At 65.8% G+C, this 18,617-nt stretch carries 15 protein-coding genes; 10 read left to right on the top strand and 5 right to left on the bottom strand.

Annotated features, from left to right (window positions below):
* Positions 1 to 19 precede the first annotated feature (19 nt).
* Positions 20 to 1,648, bottom strand: a complete 1,629-nt coding sequence (locus CAG31_RS23165; protein ID WP_085585580.1) for an APC family permease — start codon at positions 1,646 to 1,648, stop codon at positions 20 to 22.
* Between the two features lie 306 nt (positions 1,649 to 1,954).
* On the opposite strand from CAG31_RS23165, the gene CAG31_RS23170 reads away from it, so the two are divergent.
* Positions 1,955 to 2,725: an AraC family transcriptional regulator gene (locus CAG31_RS23170; RefSeq protein WP_085585582.1), complete on the top strand. Its 771-nt coding sequence runs from the start codon at positions 1,955 to 1,957 to the stop codon at positions 2,723 to 2,725.
* Positions 2,726 to 2,743: 18 nt separating this feature from the next.
* Here CAG31_RS23170 and CAG31_RS23175 read toward each other — a convergent pair whose 3' ends face one another.
* Positions 2,744 to 3,169, bottom strand: coding sequence for a hypothetical protein (locus CAG31_RS23175; protein ID WP_085585584.1), 426 nt, complete (start codon positions 3,167 to 3,169; stop codon positions 2,744 to 2,746).
* 181 nt (positions 3,170 to 3,350) lie between these two features.
* On the opposite strand from CAG31_RS23175, the gene CAG31_RS23180 reads away from it, so the two are divergent.
* The 3 genes from CAG31_RS23180 (at position 3,351) to CAG31_RS23190 (ending at position 7,788) form a co-directional block, all read left to right on the top strand.
* Positions 3,351 to 5,015, top strand: coding sequence for a hypothetical protein (locus CAG31_RS23180; protein ID WP_139831380.1), 1,665 nt, complete (start codon positions 3,351 to 3,353; stop codon positions 5,013 to 5,015).
* Positions 5,016 to 5,130: 115 nt separating this feature from the next.
* Positions 5,131 to 5,511 (top strand): RidA family protein, encoded by a 381-nt coding sequence (locus CAG31_RS23185; protein WP_085585588.1) that lies wholly within the window; start codon positions 5,131 to 5,133, stop codon positions 5,509 to 5,511.
* A gap of 288 nt (positions 5,512 to 5,799) precedes the next feature.
* Positions 5,800 to 7,788 carry a U32 family peptidase gene (locus CAG31_RS23190; protein ID WP_085585590.1) on the top strand — a complete coding sequence of 663 codons (1,989 nt, stop codon included), beginning with the start codon at positions 5,800 to 5,802 and terminating at the stop codon, positions 7,786 to 7,788.
* 42 nt (positions 7,789 to 7,830) lie between these two features.
* Here the strand turns inward: CAG31_RS23190 and CAG31_RS23195 are convergent, their stop codons facing one another.
* The 3 genes from CAG31_RS23195 to CAG31_RS23205 form a co-directional block, all read right to left on the bottom strand.
* The gene (locus CAG31_RS23195) at positions 7,831 to 9,066 is read right to left on the bottom strand and encodes an aromatic ring-hydroxylating dioxygenase subunit alpha (RefSeq protein ID WP_085585592.1); all 1,236 of its coding nucleotides are present in this window, start codon (positions 9,064 to 9,066) and stop codon (positions 7,831 to 7,833) included.
* A gap of 119 nt (positions 9,067 to 9,185) precedes the next feature.
* Positions 9,186 to 10,535: an MmgE/PrpD family protein gene (locus CAG31_RS23200; RefSeq protein WP_085585594.1), complete on the bottom strand. Its 1,350-nt coding sequence runs from the start codon at positions 10,533 to 10,535 to the stop codon at positions 9,186 to 9,188.
* Between the two features lie 137 nt (positions 10,536 to 10,672).
* On the bottom strand, positions 10,673 to 11,632 hold the full coding sequence (locus CAG31_RS23205; RefSeq protein WP_085585596.1) for a LysR family transcriptional regulator: 960 nt from the start codon (positions 11,630 to 11,632) through the stop codon (positions 10,673 to 10,675).
* A 371-nt stretch (positions 11,633 to 12,003) separates the two neighbouring features.
* Between CAG31_RS23205 and CAG31_RS23210 the strand changes: the two genes are divergently transcribed.
* The 6 genes from CAG31_RS23210 (at position 12,004) to CAG31_RS23235 (ending at position 18,617) form a co-directional block, all read left to right on the top strand.
* Positions 12,004 to 13,038, top strand: a complete 1,035-nt coding sequence (locus CAG31_RS23210) for a glycine betaine/L-proline ABC transporter ATP-binding protein (RefSeq protein WP_085585598.1) — start codon at positions 12,004 to 12,006, stop codon at positions 13,036 to 13,038.
* A 50-nt stretch (positions 13,039 to 13,088) separates the two neighbouring features.
* Positions 13,089 to 14,042 carry a glycine betaine/L-proline ABC transporter permease ProW gene (proW, locus tag CAG31_RS23215; protein WP_085585600.1) on the top strand — a complete coding sequence of 318 codons (954 nt, stop codon included), beginning with the start codon at positions 13,089 to 13,091 and terminating at the stop codon, positions 14,040 to 14,042.
* 42 nt (positions 14,043 to 14,084) lie between these two features.
* Positions 14,085 to 15,110, top strand: coding sequence for a glycine betaine/L-proline ABC transporter substrate-binding protein ProX (proX, locus tag CAG31_RS23220; RefSeq protein ID WP_085585603.1), 1,026 nt, complete (start codon positions 14,085 to 14,087; stop codon positions 15,108 to 15,110).
* 64 nt (positions 15,111 to 15,174) lie between these two features.
* The gene (locus CAG31_RS23225; protein WP_085585605.1) at positions 15,175 to 16,233 is read left to right on the top strand and encodes a GlxA family transcriptional regulator; all 1,059 of its coding nucleotides are present in this window, start codon (positions 15,175 to 15,177) and stop codon (positions 16,231 to 16,233) included.
* Positions 16,234 to 16,347: 114 nt separating this feature from the next.
* Complete coding sequence (locus CAG31_RS23230; RefSeq protein ID WP_085585607.1) at positions 16,348 to 17,664, top strand: FAD-binding oxidoreductase; 1,317 nt, start codon at positions 16,348 to 16,350, stop codon at positions 17,662 to 17,664.
* Between the two features lie 50 nt (positions 17,665 to 17,714).
* A complete protein-coding gene (locus tag CAG31_RS23235) occupies positions 17,715 to 18,617 on the top strand; it encodes a dihydrodipicolinate synthase family protein (protein ID WP_085585610.1) in 903 nt (300 codons plus the stop codon).

Genomic DNA, 18,617 nt, shown 5'->3' on the forward strand with positions numbered 1-18,617 from the left:
CGTGTCCCGTTGAGTGGTTTCAGTAGGCGCCGGCGGTGCGCGGCTTGGCGGTGGCGTGGTCGGAGGCGGCGGCTTCGCTTTCGTCGTCCTCGGATTCCAGCTGCAGCAGGTGCGCCGGCACGCCGGTCGCCGCGCCCCAGTAGTAGATGCCGGTGGCGCAGGCGGCTACGACGAGGGTGTCGAACGGGTGGGCGAGCAAGCCCAGGCCGCCGAAGGTGCCGAGTTTCGACAGCACCAGGGTCACGGCGTAGAACGCGATCAGCCAGGCCGAGGAGCGCACTTGCCGCGCCAGGCTCAGGTGGGCGGTGGGCACGAACCGGCCGCACAGCAGGTACACGACGAACATCAGGATCTGCAGGCCGAGCAGCCAGGACACGGTGCTCCAGCCCGACCAGTAGACGATCAGCGCGGCGATGATGAACGACACCGGCCCCAGCACGCCCATGCGCTTGACCCGGAACGGGCGCGGCAGGTCGGGCGCGTTGCGGCGCAGCGCCGCCACGGACACCGGCGCCACGGCATAGCTGAGCACCAGGGCGGCGGACACCACGTTGATCAGCGCTTCCCACGACGGGAACGGCAGCGTCCAGAACACCGACAGGCCGAAGGTCAGCCACAGCGCCGGGCGCGGAATCCCGGACTGGGCGTCGATGCGGGTGAAGACCTTGAAGAAGGTGCCGGTCTGCGCCCAGCCGTAGATCACCCGAGGGGTGGCGTTCATGTAGATGTTGCCGCAGCCGCTGGGGGAGATCACCGCGTCGGCCACCACCAGATAGGCCAGCCAGCCCACGCCCAGCGCCAGGGCGATGTCGCGGTAGGGCAGGGCGAATTCCTTGGTCACGCCGGCCCAGCCGTTGGCGAGCATTTCGGTGGGCACGCCGCCCAGGAACGCCAGTTGCAGCAGCACGTAGATGGCGGTGGACAGCAGCACCGACAGGATCAGCGCGATCGGAATGGTGCGCTGCGGGTTCTTCACCTCGCTGGCCACCGAAATGATCGGGGTCAGGCCGAGGTAGGCGAAGATGATCCCGCCGGCGGAGACCGCCATTTCCACACCGGACAGGCCGAACGGCGCGAAGCCCTGGACCTGGAAGTTCTCTGGCTTGAAGAAGGTGAACAGCACGCCGATCACCAGCAGCGGCACGATGAACTTGAACACGCTCACCAGGTTGTTGGCCTTGGCGAAGGTCTTCACGCTGCGGTAGTTGAGCAGGAAGAACACGCAGAGCAGGCCGAACTGCACCAGCCAGCCCAGCAGCGTCGGGTCGCTGCTGCCGGTGTTGGTCAGGCCGGGGAACCACGCCGCCGCGTATTGCCGCGACGCCACCACTTCGATCGCCACCAGGCTGGAGAAGGCGATCAGGGTGATGAAGCCCATCAGGTAACCGAGCAGCGGCCCGTGGGAATACACCGGGTAACGCACCACGCCGCCGGCCCGGGGCAGGGCCGCGCCCAGTTCGCAGTAGACGATGCCCAGCAGCAACACGGCGAACCCGCCCAGCAGCCAGGAGAAGATCCCCGCCGGCCCGGCGATGGCGGACACGTGGCTGGCCGCGAACAGCCAGCCCGAACCGAAGATCGCGCCGAGCCCGATGAAGGTGAGGTCGATCAATGAGAGTTGTTTCTTGAACTTGCCTTGGCCTGACATGGCATCGCCTTCTTGTGAGTTATTGGATAGGCAGTCGTGACGTCATTGGAACGGCCAAACAATGAACCCATCGGCTGCGGCGCGATTGATGTTTTGTGCAGGCACCGATGACGAAATCGGCACAGTCGCGGTTCCGCGCACCAGCCCTCGACACGCCGTCGGCGTTGCTGCACTCTGCACCCGGACTGCAGTGCACCCGGACTGCATTGCACCCGGACTGCAGTGCACCCGGATCGCATTGCACCCGAACCGCATTGCATCTGGACCGCATCGGGCCGGACCATCCGCCGGAGGGAGAGACTCACCATGCACGACGCATTCGCGATCCTGTGCCAGGGCGATGACGCGCACCGGCCCCGCACGCTCCAAGAACTGCTGGCGGGGGTGGGGCTGCTGTTGCCGATGCTGGATGCGATCCCCAACGCGGCGATCTTCATCAAGGACGTGGAGGCGCGGTACGTCCTGGCCAACCGCACGCTGGTGCAGCGCTGCGGGTTGAAGGACCTCAAGCCGCTGCTGGGCAAGACCAGCGCGCAGGTGTTTCCGGCGCAGCTGGGGCCGGGCTACACCGAGCAGGACCGGCGGGTGCTGGAGGAAGGGTGGGTGCTGGAGGACCAGCTTGAGTTGCACCTGTACGGCAGCCGCGAGCCGGGCTGGTGCCTGACCCACAAGCGGCCGCTGTACGACCGCGACGGTGCGATCATCGGCCTGGCGGGGATTTCCGTGGACCTGCAGTCGGCCAGCGAAACCCACCCGGCGTTCCAGCGGCTGGCGGCGGTGGACGAACACATCCGCGCCCATTTCAACCGGCGTGTCACCCTGGGCGAGCTGACCCGCATCGCCGGCATTTCAGTGGCGCAGTTGGAGCGCTACTGCAAGCGGGTGTTCCACCTCACGCCCCGGCAGATGATCCAGAAAGTGCGCCTTGAGCATGCGCACCGGCTGCTGCACACCGACCTGCCGATCACCGAGGTCGCGCTGCAGTGCGGCTACACCGACCACAGCGCATTCACCCGGCAATTCAAGGCCTCGACCGGCTTCACGCCCCGTCAGTACCGGCAGGCGACCGCGCCGTGAGGGCGGGCGCCTTGCGGATCAAGGGGCGCGTCGCAACGCCAGGGCGAGGGACATCTTGCCGATCAGCGCGGCGATTTCCTTGGCGCCGAAGCAGCGGAACTTGACGCTGCCGGCCGGGGTGTCGAGGCGCACGATCTTGGTCACGAACCCGCCCTCGACGGTGACCTTGCGGATCGCGGCCATCGGCACTTCGATGTCCATCGTGCCGGTCTGCACCGCGCGGTTCATGGCGTTGGCGCTCAAGCGCACGGCGTGCTGGGTGACCTCCACCTTGCCGCCGACCCACAGGCCGCCGTACGCCTCCTTGAATGCGTCCAGCACACTGGCCAGGACATCGACATGGCCTTCGCCGACGTCGTCATAGAACTCGGCGACTTCGTCGTCCATTTCGGCATCGGCCACCAGAAAGTTGGCCAGTTTCGATTTCAAGATCTCTTCGCTCATCCATGCCTCTCCATGATCGGGTTCGCCCTCCCAAAAACAGATGCCTGTTTACCTGATCGCGGTGCCGGAGGCCAACCGAATGTCTAGCGCCGATGCTGCTTCGGTGCCGGCCCAGTGCGTTTTCGCCAAGGGCTGCTAGCGTTGATCCTTCATCGTCAATCAGCCGACAGGAACGGATGCCATGAGCCAACGAACAACCTTGTGTCTCGTGAACGTGAGCGGGCAGGCCATCGCGGCCATGCAGGTCAGCGGCGCCAGCGGCTTCGAAAAGGGCAATGACCCGTCGGGGTTCATCCACGGCCCTTTGCCCAACCAGGATTCGGTCACAGGTTACGTCGAGCTGATTGCCGCCCCGGCGAACTTCACCGTCGGGCTGACCTTCGCCGACGGCACCACCCTGAGCTTCACGGACGACCAGCAAAGCGCGCAGACCCGGCACATCGGCGTGATCCCCCACACCGGCACGGCGCAGGGCCTGGAGGTGTGGCGCAGCACCGGGGGCGATGTGGGCGACAGCTCCCACGGCACCAACGGCCTCTACATCCGGACGGTGGCGGTGCCCGACCATTCCGGCTGGATGGGGGCGCTGCAGAAGCGCAAGCCCGGCATCCTGCTCAACGACGTGACGATGCCCGGCAGCCACGACGCGGGCATGTACGTGACCCACGACTATCCGTTGGGGGGCGGCGGCGAGTGGGCCAAGACCCAGAGCCTGACCACCCTGCAGCAGCTTCAGGCCGGTTCGCGCTATTTCGATCTGCGGATCTGCTGGCGCGACGGCCACCTGTCGACCTATCACGGGGACACCGGCTACGGCGCCTACGGGGCGCTGCTGAGCGACATTCTCACGGATGTGCAGGCCTTTCTTACCGGCCCCAGCGGCAATGAGGAAGTGGTCATCCTCAAGTTCTCCCACACCTACACGGACACGATCGACAGCATCATCGACGTGGTGAAGACCCAGTCGATGCGGCTGATGCTCCCGAAACAGGGCTCGGGAACCAATCTCGCGCAGACGCCGTTGAGCATGATGAAAGGCAAGATCGTCATGGTGTTCGACAGCGAGTTCGAGGGGGAGTGGGACCAGGCGCAGGGGATCTGGCCGTACTTCGACACGACGGAAAACCCGTCGTCGGTCATCGGGCGAGATCTGACGGTCTACGACCATTACGCCGACCAGACCGATTCCCCGACCATGGCCGGCGACCAGACGGCCAAGCTCGGCAAATACGGCGGTTGGGGGGACAGTTATCTGTTCTTGCTGTCGTGGACGTTGACCGGGGACACGCAGGTGCGCGATATCGAGGTGCTGGCCGGCATGGCCAACCCGTGGTTGCCCCAGGTGCTTGCCGACAAGACGCTCAGGTACGGGCGGCGCCCGAACATCGTTTACCTCGACTTCATCGACCCTTGGCTGTGCGGGGTGATCCTCGGGCTGAACGACCAGGTGCTGATCCGTCGCTACAACTACGCGTCGGCAGGCGGCATCGGCGATTGCCTGGGGATGTGCCCGCCCTCGGGGGGCTGGCAGTTTCCCGTTCCGCTGTTCTACGCGCCGACGGTGGCCGCTGCCGGCAACGTGCCGGTCTACCAGTACCAGGCGCACGATCCTGAGCGCTACTGCTACACCCTGGACAGCGACTTCCCGTTCGGCACCCGCGAGCAGGCGCCGTTCTTCGGGCTCGTCGCCGGGCAGCCGGACAGTGCACCGCTGTACCAGTACATCAAGCCGTTCACCGACAAGCACGGCAAGCCGCAGACCGCCTATGGCTACGGCCTGACGACGACACCGCCGGCCGGCTGGGGCAACAGCGGCGTGGCGTTCGACGTGTTGCCGTATCGTTGAGGCGCTTCGGCGGGGGCGGTGAGCAGGTGGCCTGCCGGGTGTTCGCGGGGTCGGCAACGGCGGACATCTGGCTTACACTGGCCGCCGTTTTTCCATTCACCGACAAGAGATAGCCATGGCCAACGCGGACATCACCTTCATCCCCGATCCCGATGCGGACTCCATTTCCTCCGACGTCGCCGGCTTCGGCGGCCTGCTGGTCTCCACCCAGATCCCGACCCGCGCCGACGGCAGCCTTGAGCTGGGCGACATCACCCTGCAAAGCGAATGCACCCTGCAAGCGCTGAAAGTGGCGCTGGAGAAGGCCGGCAGCTCGATGGACCGGGTGCTGCACCTGACCATCTACCTCACCGACATGGCCGACCGCGCGGCGTTCAACGAAGTCTACAAGCGCTTCTTCGCCAAGCCTTGGCCAGTGCGCGCCGCCGTCGGCGTGGCCTCCCTGGCCGTGGACGGCATGCGCGTGGAAGTCACCGCCATGGCCGCCAAGGCCTGATCCCGATCCCTTGGCGGGAGCGAGCGGGTCAGCCAATGATGATGTCGGCAATGCCGGCCTCATCGCTGGCAAGCCAGCTCCCACAGTGATCCCAGGTGTTCGCAATCGCTGTACACCACCAAACCCTGTGGGAGCTGCGGTGCGACGATTCGACTTGCCAGCGAAGAGGGCAGTCCTGCCGACATCTGTGGTGCCTGACCCACCGCCATCGGGCAGGGCACGCGTGCCGCCCGGCCGTTTCGCAGCTACAATGCGCGCCTCAACCGTGTCAGCCTGATTAAAAAAACTATGTCCTTGCCCAAGCATCACCTGGAACTGCTCAGCCCTGCCCGCGATGTGGCCATCGCCCGCGAGGCCATCCTGCACGGCGCCGATGCCGTCTACATCGGCGGCCCGAGCTTCGGTGCGCGCCACAACGCCTGCAACGAGGTGAGCGAGATCGCTGAGCTGGTGAAGTTCGCCCGCCGCTACCACGCGCGGATCTTCACCACCATCAACACCATCCTGCACGACAACGAACTGGAGCCGGCGCGTAAGCTGATCCATCAGTTGTACGACGCCGGCGTCGATGCGCTGATCGTCCAGGACCTGGGGGTGATGGAGCTGGACATCCCGCCGATCGAGCTGCACGCCAGCACCCAGACCGACATCCGCACCTTGGCACGGGCCAAGTTCCTCGATCAGGCCGGTTTCTCCCAGCTGGTGCTGGCCCGTGAGCTGAACCTCAAGGAAATCCGCGCCATCGCCGACGAGACCGACGCGGCCATCGAATTCTTCATCCACGGCGCGCTGTGCGTGGCGTTCTCCGGGCAGTGCAACATCTCCCACGCGCAGACCGGCCGCAGCGCCAACCGCGGCGACTGCTCCCAGGCCTGCCGCCTGCCGTACACCCTCAAGGATGAGAAGGGCGGCGTGATCGCCTACGAAAAGCACCTGCTGTCGATGAAGGACAACAACCAGAGCGCCAACATCCGCGCCCTGGTCGAGGCTGGCGTGCGTTCGTTCAAGATCGAAGGGCGCTACAAGGACATGGGCTACGTGAAGAACATCACCGCCTACTACCGCCAGCGCCTGGACGCCGTGCTCGAAGACCGCCCGGATCTGGCCCGCGCCTCCAGCGGCCGCACCGCGCACTTCTTCGTGCCGGATCCGGAAAAGACCTTCCACCGCGGCAGCACCGACTACTTCGTCAGCGAGCGCAAGATCGACATCGGCGCGTTCGACTCGCCGACCTTCACCGGCCTGGCCGTGGGCACCGTGGAGAAAGTCGGCAAGCGTGACCTGCAAGTGGTCACCCACGAGCCGCTGTCCAACGGCGACGGACTCAACGTGCTGATCAAGCGCGAAGTGGTGGGTTTCCGCGCCAACATCGCCGAGCCCAAGGGCGAGTTCGACGAAGACGGCGAAAAGCGCTACCGCTACCGCGTCGAGCCCAACGAAATGCCGGAAGGCATGTACAAGCTGCGGCCGAACCATCCGCTCAACCGCAACCTCGACCACAACTGGCAGCAGGCCTTGCTCAAGACCTCCGCCGAACGCCGGGTCGGCGTGTCGTGGGCGGCGCGCCTGCGCGAAGAGCGTCTGGAACTGACCGTCACCAGCGAGGAGGGCGTCAGCGCCAGCGTGGCCCTGGACGGCCCGTTCGGCCTGGCCAACAAGCCGGAGCAGGCGTTGGAGCAACTGCACGACCTGCTCGGCCAACTGGGCACCACCCAGTACCACGCCACCGCCGTCGAGCTGGACGCGCCGCAGGCGTTCTTCATACCGAACTCGCAGCTCAAGGCCCTGCGCCGCGAAGTGATCGACGCGCTGACCGAGGCGCGGATCGCCGCCCACCCGCGTGGCGGGCGCAAGGCCGAGACCACGCCGCCGCCGGTGTACCCGGAGTCGCACCTGTCGTTCCTGGCCAACGTCTACAACCAGAAGGCCCGGGACTTCTACCACCGTCACGGGGTCAAGCTGATCGACGCGGCCTACGAGGCCCACGAAGAACCGGGCGAAGTGCCGGTGATGATCACCAAGCACTGCCTGCGGTTCTCCTTCAACCTGTGCCCGAAACAGGCCAAGGGCGTGACCGGCGTGCGCACCAAGGTGGCGCCGATGCAGCTGATCCACGGCGACGAGGTACTGACACTCAAGTTCGACTGCAAGCCGTGCGAGATGCACGTGATCGGCAAGATGAAAGGCCACATCCTCGACCTGCCGCAGCCGGGCAGCGTGGTCGGCCACATCAGCCCCGAAGACCTGCTCAAGACCATCCCCCGCGCCCCGCACTGACCGGGTGCCGGCGCGCGCCTCCGCGTCGCGCCGGCCGCAGGCTCAGCCCACGGACTTCAGCGGGATCGGCCCCTGGAGCCGCTCCGTCAGGGTGGCGCAGTACCAGTCGTCGAACTGGCACACGCCGGTCTCCGCCGTTTCCGAGTAGGGCCCCGGCTCGTAGGACGGCGACGTCACGCCGCGCTGCGTGCCTTCCACCAGCGTGCGGTCCTGGTCGTTGGTGGCGAGCCAGACCTTGGTCAGCCGCTCGATGTCGTAGTCCACGCCTTCCACCGCCGAACCGTGCACCAGCCACTTGGTGGTCACCAGCGTCTCGGTGGCGCTGATCGGCAGCACCCGGAAACTCAGCGCATGGTCGCCCAGGAAGTGGTTCCAGGTGGACGGGTAGTGGAAGTACAGCAGCGCGCCGATGTCCGGTTCGCCGGTCTTGTCGAGCCTGCCGGCCACCGCCGGCTTGCCGTCCAGGGTGTAGCTCACCGCGCCGGACGACAGCGGGATGCGGGTCATGCGGAACTGGCCGTTGATGTCCATCACCAGGCGGCTCGGCAGCCCGGCGCTCTCGCAGGTGTTCCAGTAGGCCGACAGCACGGGGTCGTCCTCGCCGCTGGTGCCGCCCACCGACAGGTTATCGACGAACGACTTCAGCAGCTCAGGGTGCGAACCGTCGCAGTGGTAGCACTCGCGGTTGTTCTCGAACACCAGTTTCCAGTTGCCCTTTTCGACGATGTTCGACTCGAACGCCACTTTGCAGTCGTCGAGGAAGTGCGGGGCGAGGAACGGGCTGACCGCCTTGCGGAAACCCTCGAAGTCCGGCGCCTTGGCCGCGACGCAGACATAGATGTAGCTGTGCACGATCTCGCAGTGCACGGGCTTGAGGTTGTATTGCGTCTTGTCGAAGTCCTGGCCCATGTTGCCGGCGAACAGCAGGTTGCCGTCCAGCTCGTACGTCCACTTGTGGTAGGGGCAGACCATCTTCGCCACCTTGCCGTGATCGGCTTCGCAGATCTTCGCGCCGCGGTGGCGGCAGGCGTTGTGGAAGGCGCGCACTTCGCCGTCCTTGCCGCGCACCACCGCGACCGGGTAATCGCCGACCTGCAAAGTGAAGTACTGGCCCGGCTTGGGGATCTCGAAGGTGTGCCCGGCGAAGATCCAGTCCTTGTGCCAGAGGTGCTCCAGGTCCTGCCGGTAGACCTCTTCGTCCTTGTAGAGGGCGCCCGGCAACGAATGCCAGGGTTTGCGCTGTTTGATCAGGTCAAGCACGGTGTCTTTGTTGTTCATTGTTTTCCTCGCCATGAGCGTTGGGGCCGGTTTCCCGCCGGGGATGACTGACAGCAGCCTATCCCCGGGAGGAAAACCGTCACAAACGACATTTGCTGCGGGCAATCGATGCGTTGAGGTTATGGAACGGAGCGGTCGGACGCCTGGAACAGCGGCTCCAGCGCCACGATGGCGGACGGCGCCCGGGCCAGTTGCCGCACGGCCTGTTTCACGGCCTGGGCGTGTTCCTGGCCGAGGCGGGCAGCGAACAGATCGAACTTGTGTTCGAGCTCCAGCGCCGTGAGTGCCGTGGCGGGGTCGCCACGGGCGGCGGTGATGGGGCTGACGACCTGGCTGCCGTCTATGCGGGTGACGGTGAGCCGCGAAAGGATTTCGCCGGGGAACCGCGCCGAGAGATCGGCGGCCTCGACGACCTCGATGCGCCGGCTCAGGGCCAGGATGTCGGCGGCGTGGATGGCCGCGCCGGTGACTTCGTCAGGCCCCAGCCGGCCCCTGACGATCAGCGCCGCCAGCGGGAAGGCGAGGGCGTACTGGGCCTGGTCGGCGTCATGCGGCGTGTGGCCTTGCAGGCACATCGACTCGTAGAAGGTCTCCACGCGGATCGTTTCGATGGCGTCGGCGGTGAGGCCGGGATCGATGCGCTGCAGTTCCAGCATCGCCGTCAGCGCCGGCTGCGCCCAGCGGCAGACCGGCCAGGGCTTGAAGTACTGGCTGTCGATTTCCCAGCGCTGGCCAAGGTCGCTCCAGTGTTCGGCCACCGAGGCATCCTCGACCGTTTCCGCCGGCGCGCCGGTCACGCCCTCCATGGCCATCAGCAGCGCATTCAGCCCGGTGAACGCCCCGGCGCCGTGGGCGTCGCGCAGCATGGTCGGCGCCAGCACCACGCGCATCATCGGGCAACGGGCGCTGAAGTATTCGGCGATGCCCAAGGCATGGCGGAAGGTCGCTGCGTCGAAGTCCAGCAAGCGGGCACCGGCGCAGACCACGCCGATGGCCGAGAACCCGCCGGAGGCGTGGTAGGTGGGCGAGGTCGCCATCAGCGCGGTGCCGGCGCGCAGGGCGGTTTCATAGCCGATGCACAGCGCGGTCAGCAGTTCATGGCCGCTGATGGCCTTGCCTTGCCGGTGCAACGCATCCGCCAGGGCGAGCAGCGCCGGCACCACGGTGGCGCCGGCATGGCCCTTGGAACGGAAATGGCCTTCATGGGCGTCGAGGCTGTCGGCGCAGAAGCCACCGGCCCAACCGGCCCCGAGCACGTTGACCGGATGGCCGTCGAAAGGCAGGCGGCTGGTGAAGGCCGCGGCGGGGTAGTGCGACCGGGCGAAGCGGCGCAGCATCGTACTCGTGTCGTTGGACGCGGCGCCCGCCATCACGCCGACGATGTCCAGCAGGCTGTCCTGCAGGATCTCCCGGGTGCGGGGCGGCGCGTCGAGGAAATCGAAACCGCGGCAGAATTCGTAGAGTGACATTCAGCAATTCCTTCCTGTGAGAGAGCCGAACCAGTGCCTGGCCGGCGCGGCTCAACAATGGGTCAGGAAGGCGGTGAGGCTCCAACGACATTTTCGCCGTGCAATCGATAACCGGACCGAATGCACAGCACCCTGGCTCAGCGGCGGGGGAACTTGGAGAGGATCCACTCGCGAAAGCGCCGCAGGGCGTCTTCGTTGTCCGCGCCGTCCCGGCAGCTGAGGTAGTGCCAGCTGTTGCGCAACTGGACTTCCTGCTCGATGGGGCGCACCAGCAAGCCTTGCTGCAGCAGCGGCGCCACCAGGTGGTTCCAGCCCAGCGCGATGCCCTGGTGGGTCAGCACCATGCTGATCAGCAGGTTGTAGTCGTTGGCGTTGAAGATCTGCGGGCTGGTGGCCGGCCGGTCGTCGATGTCGATGGCCTGGAACGCCAGCCACACGCCCCAGTCGACGTGTTCGGCCACCTGCGAGCGGCCGTAGGGGCTGAGGTTCAGCAGGGGCGAGTCGCGCACGCCTTCGATGGTCGAGATCTCCGGGTGCTTCTCCAGGAACTGCGGCGTGCACACCGGGTAGATGATGTCGTGGCACAGCGGGTAATTCCTGTACCCCTCGCGGATGCGCGCGATCTTGGTGATGAAGATGTCGGGCTGGACGCCCGGCTCCATGGTCAGGAAGTTCTGCGTGGTGATCAGGTTCAGCTCGATGCCCTCGCTTTGGGCGAAGAACTCCGGCAAATGGTTCGACAGCCACAGGGCGGAGAACGCCGGCGAACAGCAGACGGTCAGGACTTTCTTGCCCGACTGGCTGCTGCGGATGCGCTCGGCGGCCTGGGCGATGTTGACGAACGACAGCTGCGCGGCATCGAAGAACAGCGCGCCCGCCGAAGTCAGTTCGACGGCGCGGCCCACCCGGGTGAACAGCTGCGCGCCCAGGTAGCTTTCCAACTCGCGGATCTGCCGGCTGATGGCGGCCTGGGACACGCACAGCGCTTCGGCCGCCCGGGTGAAGCTCAGGTACTTGGCGGCCGCGACGAACGCCTTCACCGCCCGCAGCGACGGCATTTTCAAAAGGACGGTGTCTGGATCCACATGCTTGGTCATCGGTACAGCCTCCTCACGGTACGCCTGCGCTGTGCATTGAAGCGCGACGAGGGTATCGGATGCCTGCGCGCGGGGATATGCCGGTGTCGCAGCAAGGATAGCCCCGGTCGCTGGCGGACGTTCTTCGCCTGCTCCGGCAACGGCCTGCGCAATCGATAACCCGACGTTATCAACTGGTGCCTGTAAATGTCGTTGGAATGTAAACAGGGATGCTAATAGATTTGAATCGTCCCTCTTTCCTGGGGCCCCAAAAACAATAAAAGGAAACCCGTCGTGACGACCTATAAGCATGACCGCTGCCGCTCAACAACAAGTTCGCCCCAATGCATATCGCCAAGTAAGCCATATGCACAATGCGAAGGAGGCAAGGTATGAATCGCTGCGACGACATCATTTGCGTAAAGAACGTCTATAAAGTGTTCGGCACTTATCCGGAACTGGCGATGAAGTTGATCGAAGAGGGCGCCTCGAAAGCCGAAGTGTTCAAGAAGACCGGCCAGGCCATCGGCGTGTTCGACGCCAACTTCTCGGTTCGGCGCGGCGAGATCTTCGTCATCATGGGGCTGTCCGGTTCGGGCAAGTCCACCATGGTCAGGCTGTTCAACCGCCTGATCGAGCCCACCAGCGGCAGCATCTTCCTCAACGGCAAGGAAATCACCGGCCTGGGCGACAAGGACCTGTTGCAGGTGCGGCGCAAGGACATGGGCATGGTGTTCCAGTCGTTCGCCCTGATGCCCCACATGAGCGTCATCGACAACGTCAGCTTTGGCCTTGAGATCAGCGGCGTCGGCGAAAAGGAACGCTACTGCCGGGCCATGGGCGCCCTGGAACAGGTCGGCCTGGCCGGCCAGGAATTCAGCTTTCCCCATCAACTGTCCGGCGGCATGCAACAGCGTGTCGGCCTGGCCCGAGCCCTGGCCAACGACCCGGCGATCCTGCTGATGGACGAGGCGTTCTCCGCCCTCGACCCGATGATCCGCAGCGAAATGCAGGGCGAGCTGATCAAGCTCCAGGCCGAACAGGACCGCACCATCATTTTCATCTCCCACGACATCGAAGAAGCCGTGCGCATCGGCCACCGCATCGCGATCATGGAAGGCGGGCGCGTGGTGCAGATCGGCACGCCGCGCGAGCTGCTGTGCAATCCGGTCAACCAATACGTGCGGGACTTCTTCAACGGCTTCGACACCAGCCGGATCCTCAAGGCCGGCGACATCGCGCAGCAGGACGCGGCCATCACCTATACGCCGGGCCAGCAGACGCCCATCCGCGCCGAGGCCTCATTGAAGGAAATATTCCATCTTGTCGCCGCGTCGGCCGCGCCCATTCCGGTGGTGGATGAAGTGGGCCTTTATAAAGGTTCGATCTCCCAGGGGCATCTGCTTAGTTGCCTCTGCAATAACTGAACAGTTGTTCTTTCGAAATGCCAAGCGGTAGATGAAGGCGAGGTAGCATCATGTCGGACTTTAACTTTATGGATCCTTTCCAAAGTTTGAACATTCCTTTGGGAACTTGGGTCGAGACCGTCCTTAAATATCTGGTTCATAACTTCCGGGACGTGTTCCGTTCCATTCGCTGGCCGGTCGACCAAGTGCTCGACGGCGTCCAGTGGAGCCTGCTGTCGGTGCCGCCGACGGTGTTCATCCTCATCGCCGGCCTGATCAGCTGGCAGATCGGCGGCAAGCGCATCGCGATCTTCAGCGTGGCGACGCTGACCGGGCTCGGCCTGATCGGCGTGTGGAACGACGCCATGGTCACCCTGGCGCTGGTGCTGACCTCGCTGCTGTTCTGCGCGGTGATCGGCATCCCGCTGGGCATCCTCTGCGCTCGCAGCGACCGCACCGAAATGGTCATCCGCCCGGTGCTCGACGCCATGCAGACGCTGCCCGCGTTCGTGTACCTGGTGCCGGTGGTGATGCTGTTCGGCATCGGCAACGTGCCTGGGGTGATCGTCACGATCATCTTCTCCGTCGCGCCGCTGGTGCGCCTGACCAACCTCGGCATCCGCCAGGTGCCGGCGGACAAGGTCGAGGCGGCGCGGGCGTTCGGCTGCACGCCGACGCAGATGCTGATGAAGGTGCAACTGCCGCTGGCCGCGCCGACGATGATGGCCGGGCTGAACCAGACCCTGATGCTGTCGCTGTCGATGGTGGTCGTCGCGTCGATGATCTCGGTCGGCGGCCTGGGCCTGATGGTGCTCAGCGGCATCGGCCGCCTCGACATGGGCCTGGCCAGCGTCGGCGGCGCCGGACTGGTGCTGCTGGCGGTGTTCCTCGACCGCCTGACCCAGGCCATGGGCGAGCGCAGCAGCGACTTGGCGACCGGCCAGCGCTGGTATCAGACCGGTCCGGTCGGCCTGGTCATGAAACTGAAGAAAAAGAAGAACGTGGCCCGCGCGGTCATAAATTGATCCTTTCTGCTCACCGAACAACACTCCTAAGCGTGGTGAAACATGAAATTGGCAAACCTTAAGCAAAGCGTCGTGGCGACCGTGGCGGCGTCTGTCCTGGGCACCTTTCTGAGCGCGGCGGCTTTCGCGGCCGACGCCGCCAAGCCCGGCGCCGGCGTGTCGATCACCCCGATTTTCCCGACCATCGCCGAAGAGCGCTTTCGCGGCGAGGTGGTGATCGCCGGCCTCAAGGAACTGGGCTACGACGTCAAGCCGCCGAAGGAGACCGACTACCCGGCGATGTTCCTGGCGCTGTCCTACGGCGATGCGGATTTCACCGTGCACGAGTGGGAGCACCTGCACGAATCGTTCTACGAGAAGGCCGGCGGCGACGACGTGATGGTCAAGGTCGGGCAGATCATGAAGGGCGTGCTGCAGGGCTACCTGATCGACAAGAAGACCGCCGAGGCCTACCACATCAAGGACCTCTCGGACCTGAAGAAGCCGGAGATCGCCAAGCTGTTCGACAGCAACGGCGACGGCAAGGCCGACCTCACCGGCTGCAACCCCGGCTGGGGCTGCGAAGTCATGGTCGAGCACCACATGAAGGCCTACGGCCTGGGGCCGACGGTGGTCGACAACCGCGGCTCGTACTTCGCCCTGATGGCGGACACCATCGCCCGCTACCAGCAAGGCAAGCCGGTGCTGTTCTTCACCTGGGTGCCGCAGTGGATCTCCAGCGTGCTGGTCGAGGGCCGCGACGTGGTCTGGCTGCCGGTGCCTTACACCGACCTGCCCGAGGGCAAGGAAAGCCAGGACACCTTCTACGAAGGCAAGAACCTGGGCTTCCCGGTGGACACGATCAACGCCGTGATGAACAAGGACTTCGCCGCGAAGAACCCGGTGGCCCGCAAGTTCCTGTCGGAGGTCAGCATCAGCACCGCCGACGAGAGCGCGCAGAACCTGCGGATGCAGAACGGCGAGAAGTCCCTGGCCGACATCAAACGCCATGCCGCCGAGTGGATCAAGGCCCACCAGGCCGCCTACGACGGCTGGCTCAGCGATGCGCGGGCCGCTGCGGGCAAGTGAGCCCGGGCGGCAGACAGGCGGCCGGGCAACGGCCGGTTCAACGAAGGTCAAGGGGAGGCGCGAGATGGACACTTTCCAGAGCACATTGAAACTGCAGAACATCGGGTTCCGGCCATCCGCGCATTCGGCGGGGCATGAGCGCACCGTGCGCGTGGCGTTCATCCTGCTCGACCATTTCTCGCTGACCAGCCTGTCCACCGCCATGGACGCCCTGGCCACGGCCAACCTGATCAACGGCGACACGTTCTACAAGGTCTCCACCTGGTCGTTGCAGGGCGGCCCGGTGGACAGCGACGTGGGCGTGCCGCTGTCGTCTGGCCGGTTGGTGGCCGAAGGCTTCAGCCATGACGCGGTGATCGTGGTCGGCGGCCAGCGCGTGCGGCTGTCGCCCCAGCCGCTGCTGCGCCGGGTGCTGAAACGCACGGCCGCCGGCAAAGGCGTAGTGGCGGGGTGCTGGAACGCGGCGTTCTTCCTGGCCGACGCGGGCCTGCTCGACGGCCAGGACTTCGCCTGCCACAGCGACAGCCGCGCGTTGCTCGGCGAGTACTTCCCGCACTTGAGCGACAGCGGCTGCGACGTCGCCTTCGGGCAGCGTCGGGCCACCTGCGCCACGGCGCCCTCGGCCCTGGACATGGTGCTGGCGATCATGGAGGAACTGGGGGCGGGCAGCGATGCGTCGCGGGTGGGCGAAATCAAACGGGTTCACCAACCCCGGTCGCAGGTTCCGCCGCGCGGCGCCGAGGTTCGCCCGGCGCTGATCCCCAAGCCGCTGGACGCCGCGCTCTCGCTGATGGAACGGCACATCGAGGAGCCGCTGGAGATCGACGAGATCGCCAGCCACGTCGGTGTGTCCCGCCGGCAATTGGAGCGACGGTTTGCCCAGTACCTGAAGGCGGCGCCCAACCGCTATTACCTGGAACTGCGCCTGACCCGGGCGCGGCAACTGATCGTGCAGAGCGACCGCTCACTGACGGACGTGGCGCTGGCCACGGGGTTCGTCAGCTATCCGCACTTCTACAAGCGGTTCAAGGACCTGTTCGGGCTGCCGCCGATGACCTTCAGGGACTACCACCATGTGCATGAGCACCAGGGCGGGCGCTACGCCGTCGCCGCCGGCTTCTGACTGAAGCGCCTCCACCGGCGCTCCGTTCGACAGTTGTTCTCATCAAACGCCACTGTGCGCGTTCGCCGCGTGCCGGGTGCGGTTTGCCCTTTCGACACTAAACGGTTCAACACTATGAAAGTCAGTTCGTTGCCCGCCGATGATGACAGCTGCGGCTGGTTCCATTTAAGCCGCCCGCGCAGCCCCGAGCCCGGCCACCGGGGGCACACCAGCGCCCGTTGGGTGGTGGTGGGCGCCGGTTTCACCGGGCTCGCGGCGGCCCGGCGGCTGGCGCTGAATTTCCCCGACGACAGCGTGGTGCTGGTCGAGGCCCAGGAAGTGGGGCTGGGGCCGTCGGGCCGCAACGCCGGGTTCGCCATCGACCTGCCCCACGACATCGGCGCCGAGGACTACATCGGCGACATCGGCCTGGCCCGCACCAGCCTCAAGCTCAACCTGGCCGGGCAGTCGATCCTGCGCGAGCTGGTGGACCAGTTCGGCATCGAGTGCCAGATGAAGGCCTGCGGCAAGTACCAGGCCGCCGTGGAGGACCGCGGCATCGCGGTGCTGGATGCCTATCGCCTGGGCCTGGACAAGCTCGGCCAGCCTTACCAGATGATCGATGAGGACGAATTGCCCGAGCACCTGGGCACGCGGTTCTACCGCCGGGCGCTGTACACGCCAGGGGCGGTGCTGCTGCAACCGTCGGCGCTGGTGAAAGGGCTGGCGGACAGCCTGCCGGCGAACGTCACCCTGTACGAGCGCACGCCGATCCTGGAAGTGGAGTACGGCGCCAAGACCGTGCTCCGGCACGCCTACGGCAGCCTCACCGCCGACAAGCTGATCCTGGCCAACAACTCGTTCGGCATGCGTTTCGGTTTTCTGCAGGGCCGCATGCTGCCGATCTACACCTACGCCAGCATCACCCGGCCCCTGACCGCCGACGAGCAGGCGCGGCTGGGCGGCAAACCCTACTGGGGCGCGATCCCGGCCGACCCGTTCGGCACCACCGTGCGGCGCACCCCGGACAACCGCCTGCTGATCCGCAACAGCTTCAGCTTCAACCCCGACGGGCGCAGCAACCGCAAGTACAACGAACGCTTCGTGCGCCGCCACAAGGCCTCGTTCGACCAGCGCTTCCCGATGCTGCCGGACGTCACGTTCGAGTACACCTGGGGCGGGGCGCTGGCCATGTCGCGGAACCACAACGGCTTTTTCGGCGAGCTGGCGCCCAACGTCTACGGCGCGCTGGGCTGCAACGGCCTGGGCGTCACCCGCGGCACCGTCACCGGCCAGTTGCTGGCCGACTGGCTGGCCGGCGCGCGCGACCCCTTGATCGATTTCCTGCTCGAAGCCCCGGGGCCCAACGGCAATCCGCCCGAACCGTTCCTGTCGCTGGGGGTGAACATGAACCTCAAGTGGGGGCAGTACCGCGCGGGCCGGGAAAGCTGAACGCCACGTTTTCGCAACCGTTTGAACATCGCACACACTGGAGAAGACCCATGAACTTTGACGGCATCTTTACCCCCGCCATAACGCCGCTGTCCGCCGATGGCCAGATCGATTACGCCGCGTTCGCCGAGGTGATCGAGCACCTGATCGAATCCGGCGTGCACGGCATCGTCATCGGCGGTTCCACCGGCGAGTACTACGCCCACACCGCCGCCGAGCGGCTGAAGGTGGCCGAGCAGGCGAAGGCGTTCATCAAGGGCCGCGTGCCGCTGGTGATCGGCACCGGCGGCATCCGCACCGAAGACGCGGTGTACTTCGCCGAACACGCCAAGTCCCTGGAGGCCGACGCCATCCTGGTGGGCTCGCCGCCCTATGCGCTGCCGACCCAGCAGGAAATCGCCGCCCACGTACTGGCCGTGGACGAGGCCGCGGGCCTGCCGATCATGCTCTACAACTACCCGGCGCGGATGGGCGTGGGGATGGGCAACGAATTCTTCGACGCCATCGCCGGCTGCAAGAACATCGTCGCGATCAAGGAAAGCTCCGGCGACACCGCGCGCCTGCACCGTCTGGCCCACGCCCATCCGTCGATCCAGCTGTCCTGCGGCTGGGACGACCTGGCCCTGGAATTCTTCGCCTGGGGCGCCCGCAGCTGGGTGTGCGCCGGCTCCAACTTCCTGCCCCGCGAGCACGTCGCGCTGTATGAAGCGTGCGTCCTGGAAAAGAACTTCGACAAGGGCCGGCGGATCATGTCGGCGATGCTGCCGCTGATGGATGCGCTGGAAAGCGGCAAGTTCGTCCAGTCCATCAAGTACGGCTGCGAGCTGGCGGGCCTGCGCGCCGGCGGCGTGCGCAAGCCGATGCTGGCGCTGGACGCCGCCGAGCGGCAGGCGCTGGAGCGCGTCGTCACGACGCTCAAGGACAACGTCGCCCGCATCGTCGGGGAGGCCTGA

The organism is Pseudomonas sp. R25(2017), from assembly GCF_002112565.1.
Classification (GTDB): domain Bacteria; phylum Pseudomonadota; class Gammaproteobacteria; order Pseudomonadales; family Pseudomonadaceae; genus Aquipseudomonas; species Aquipseudomonas ekonensis.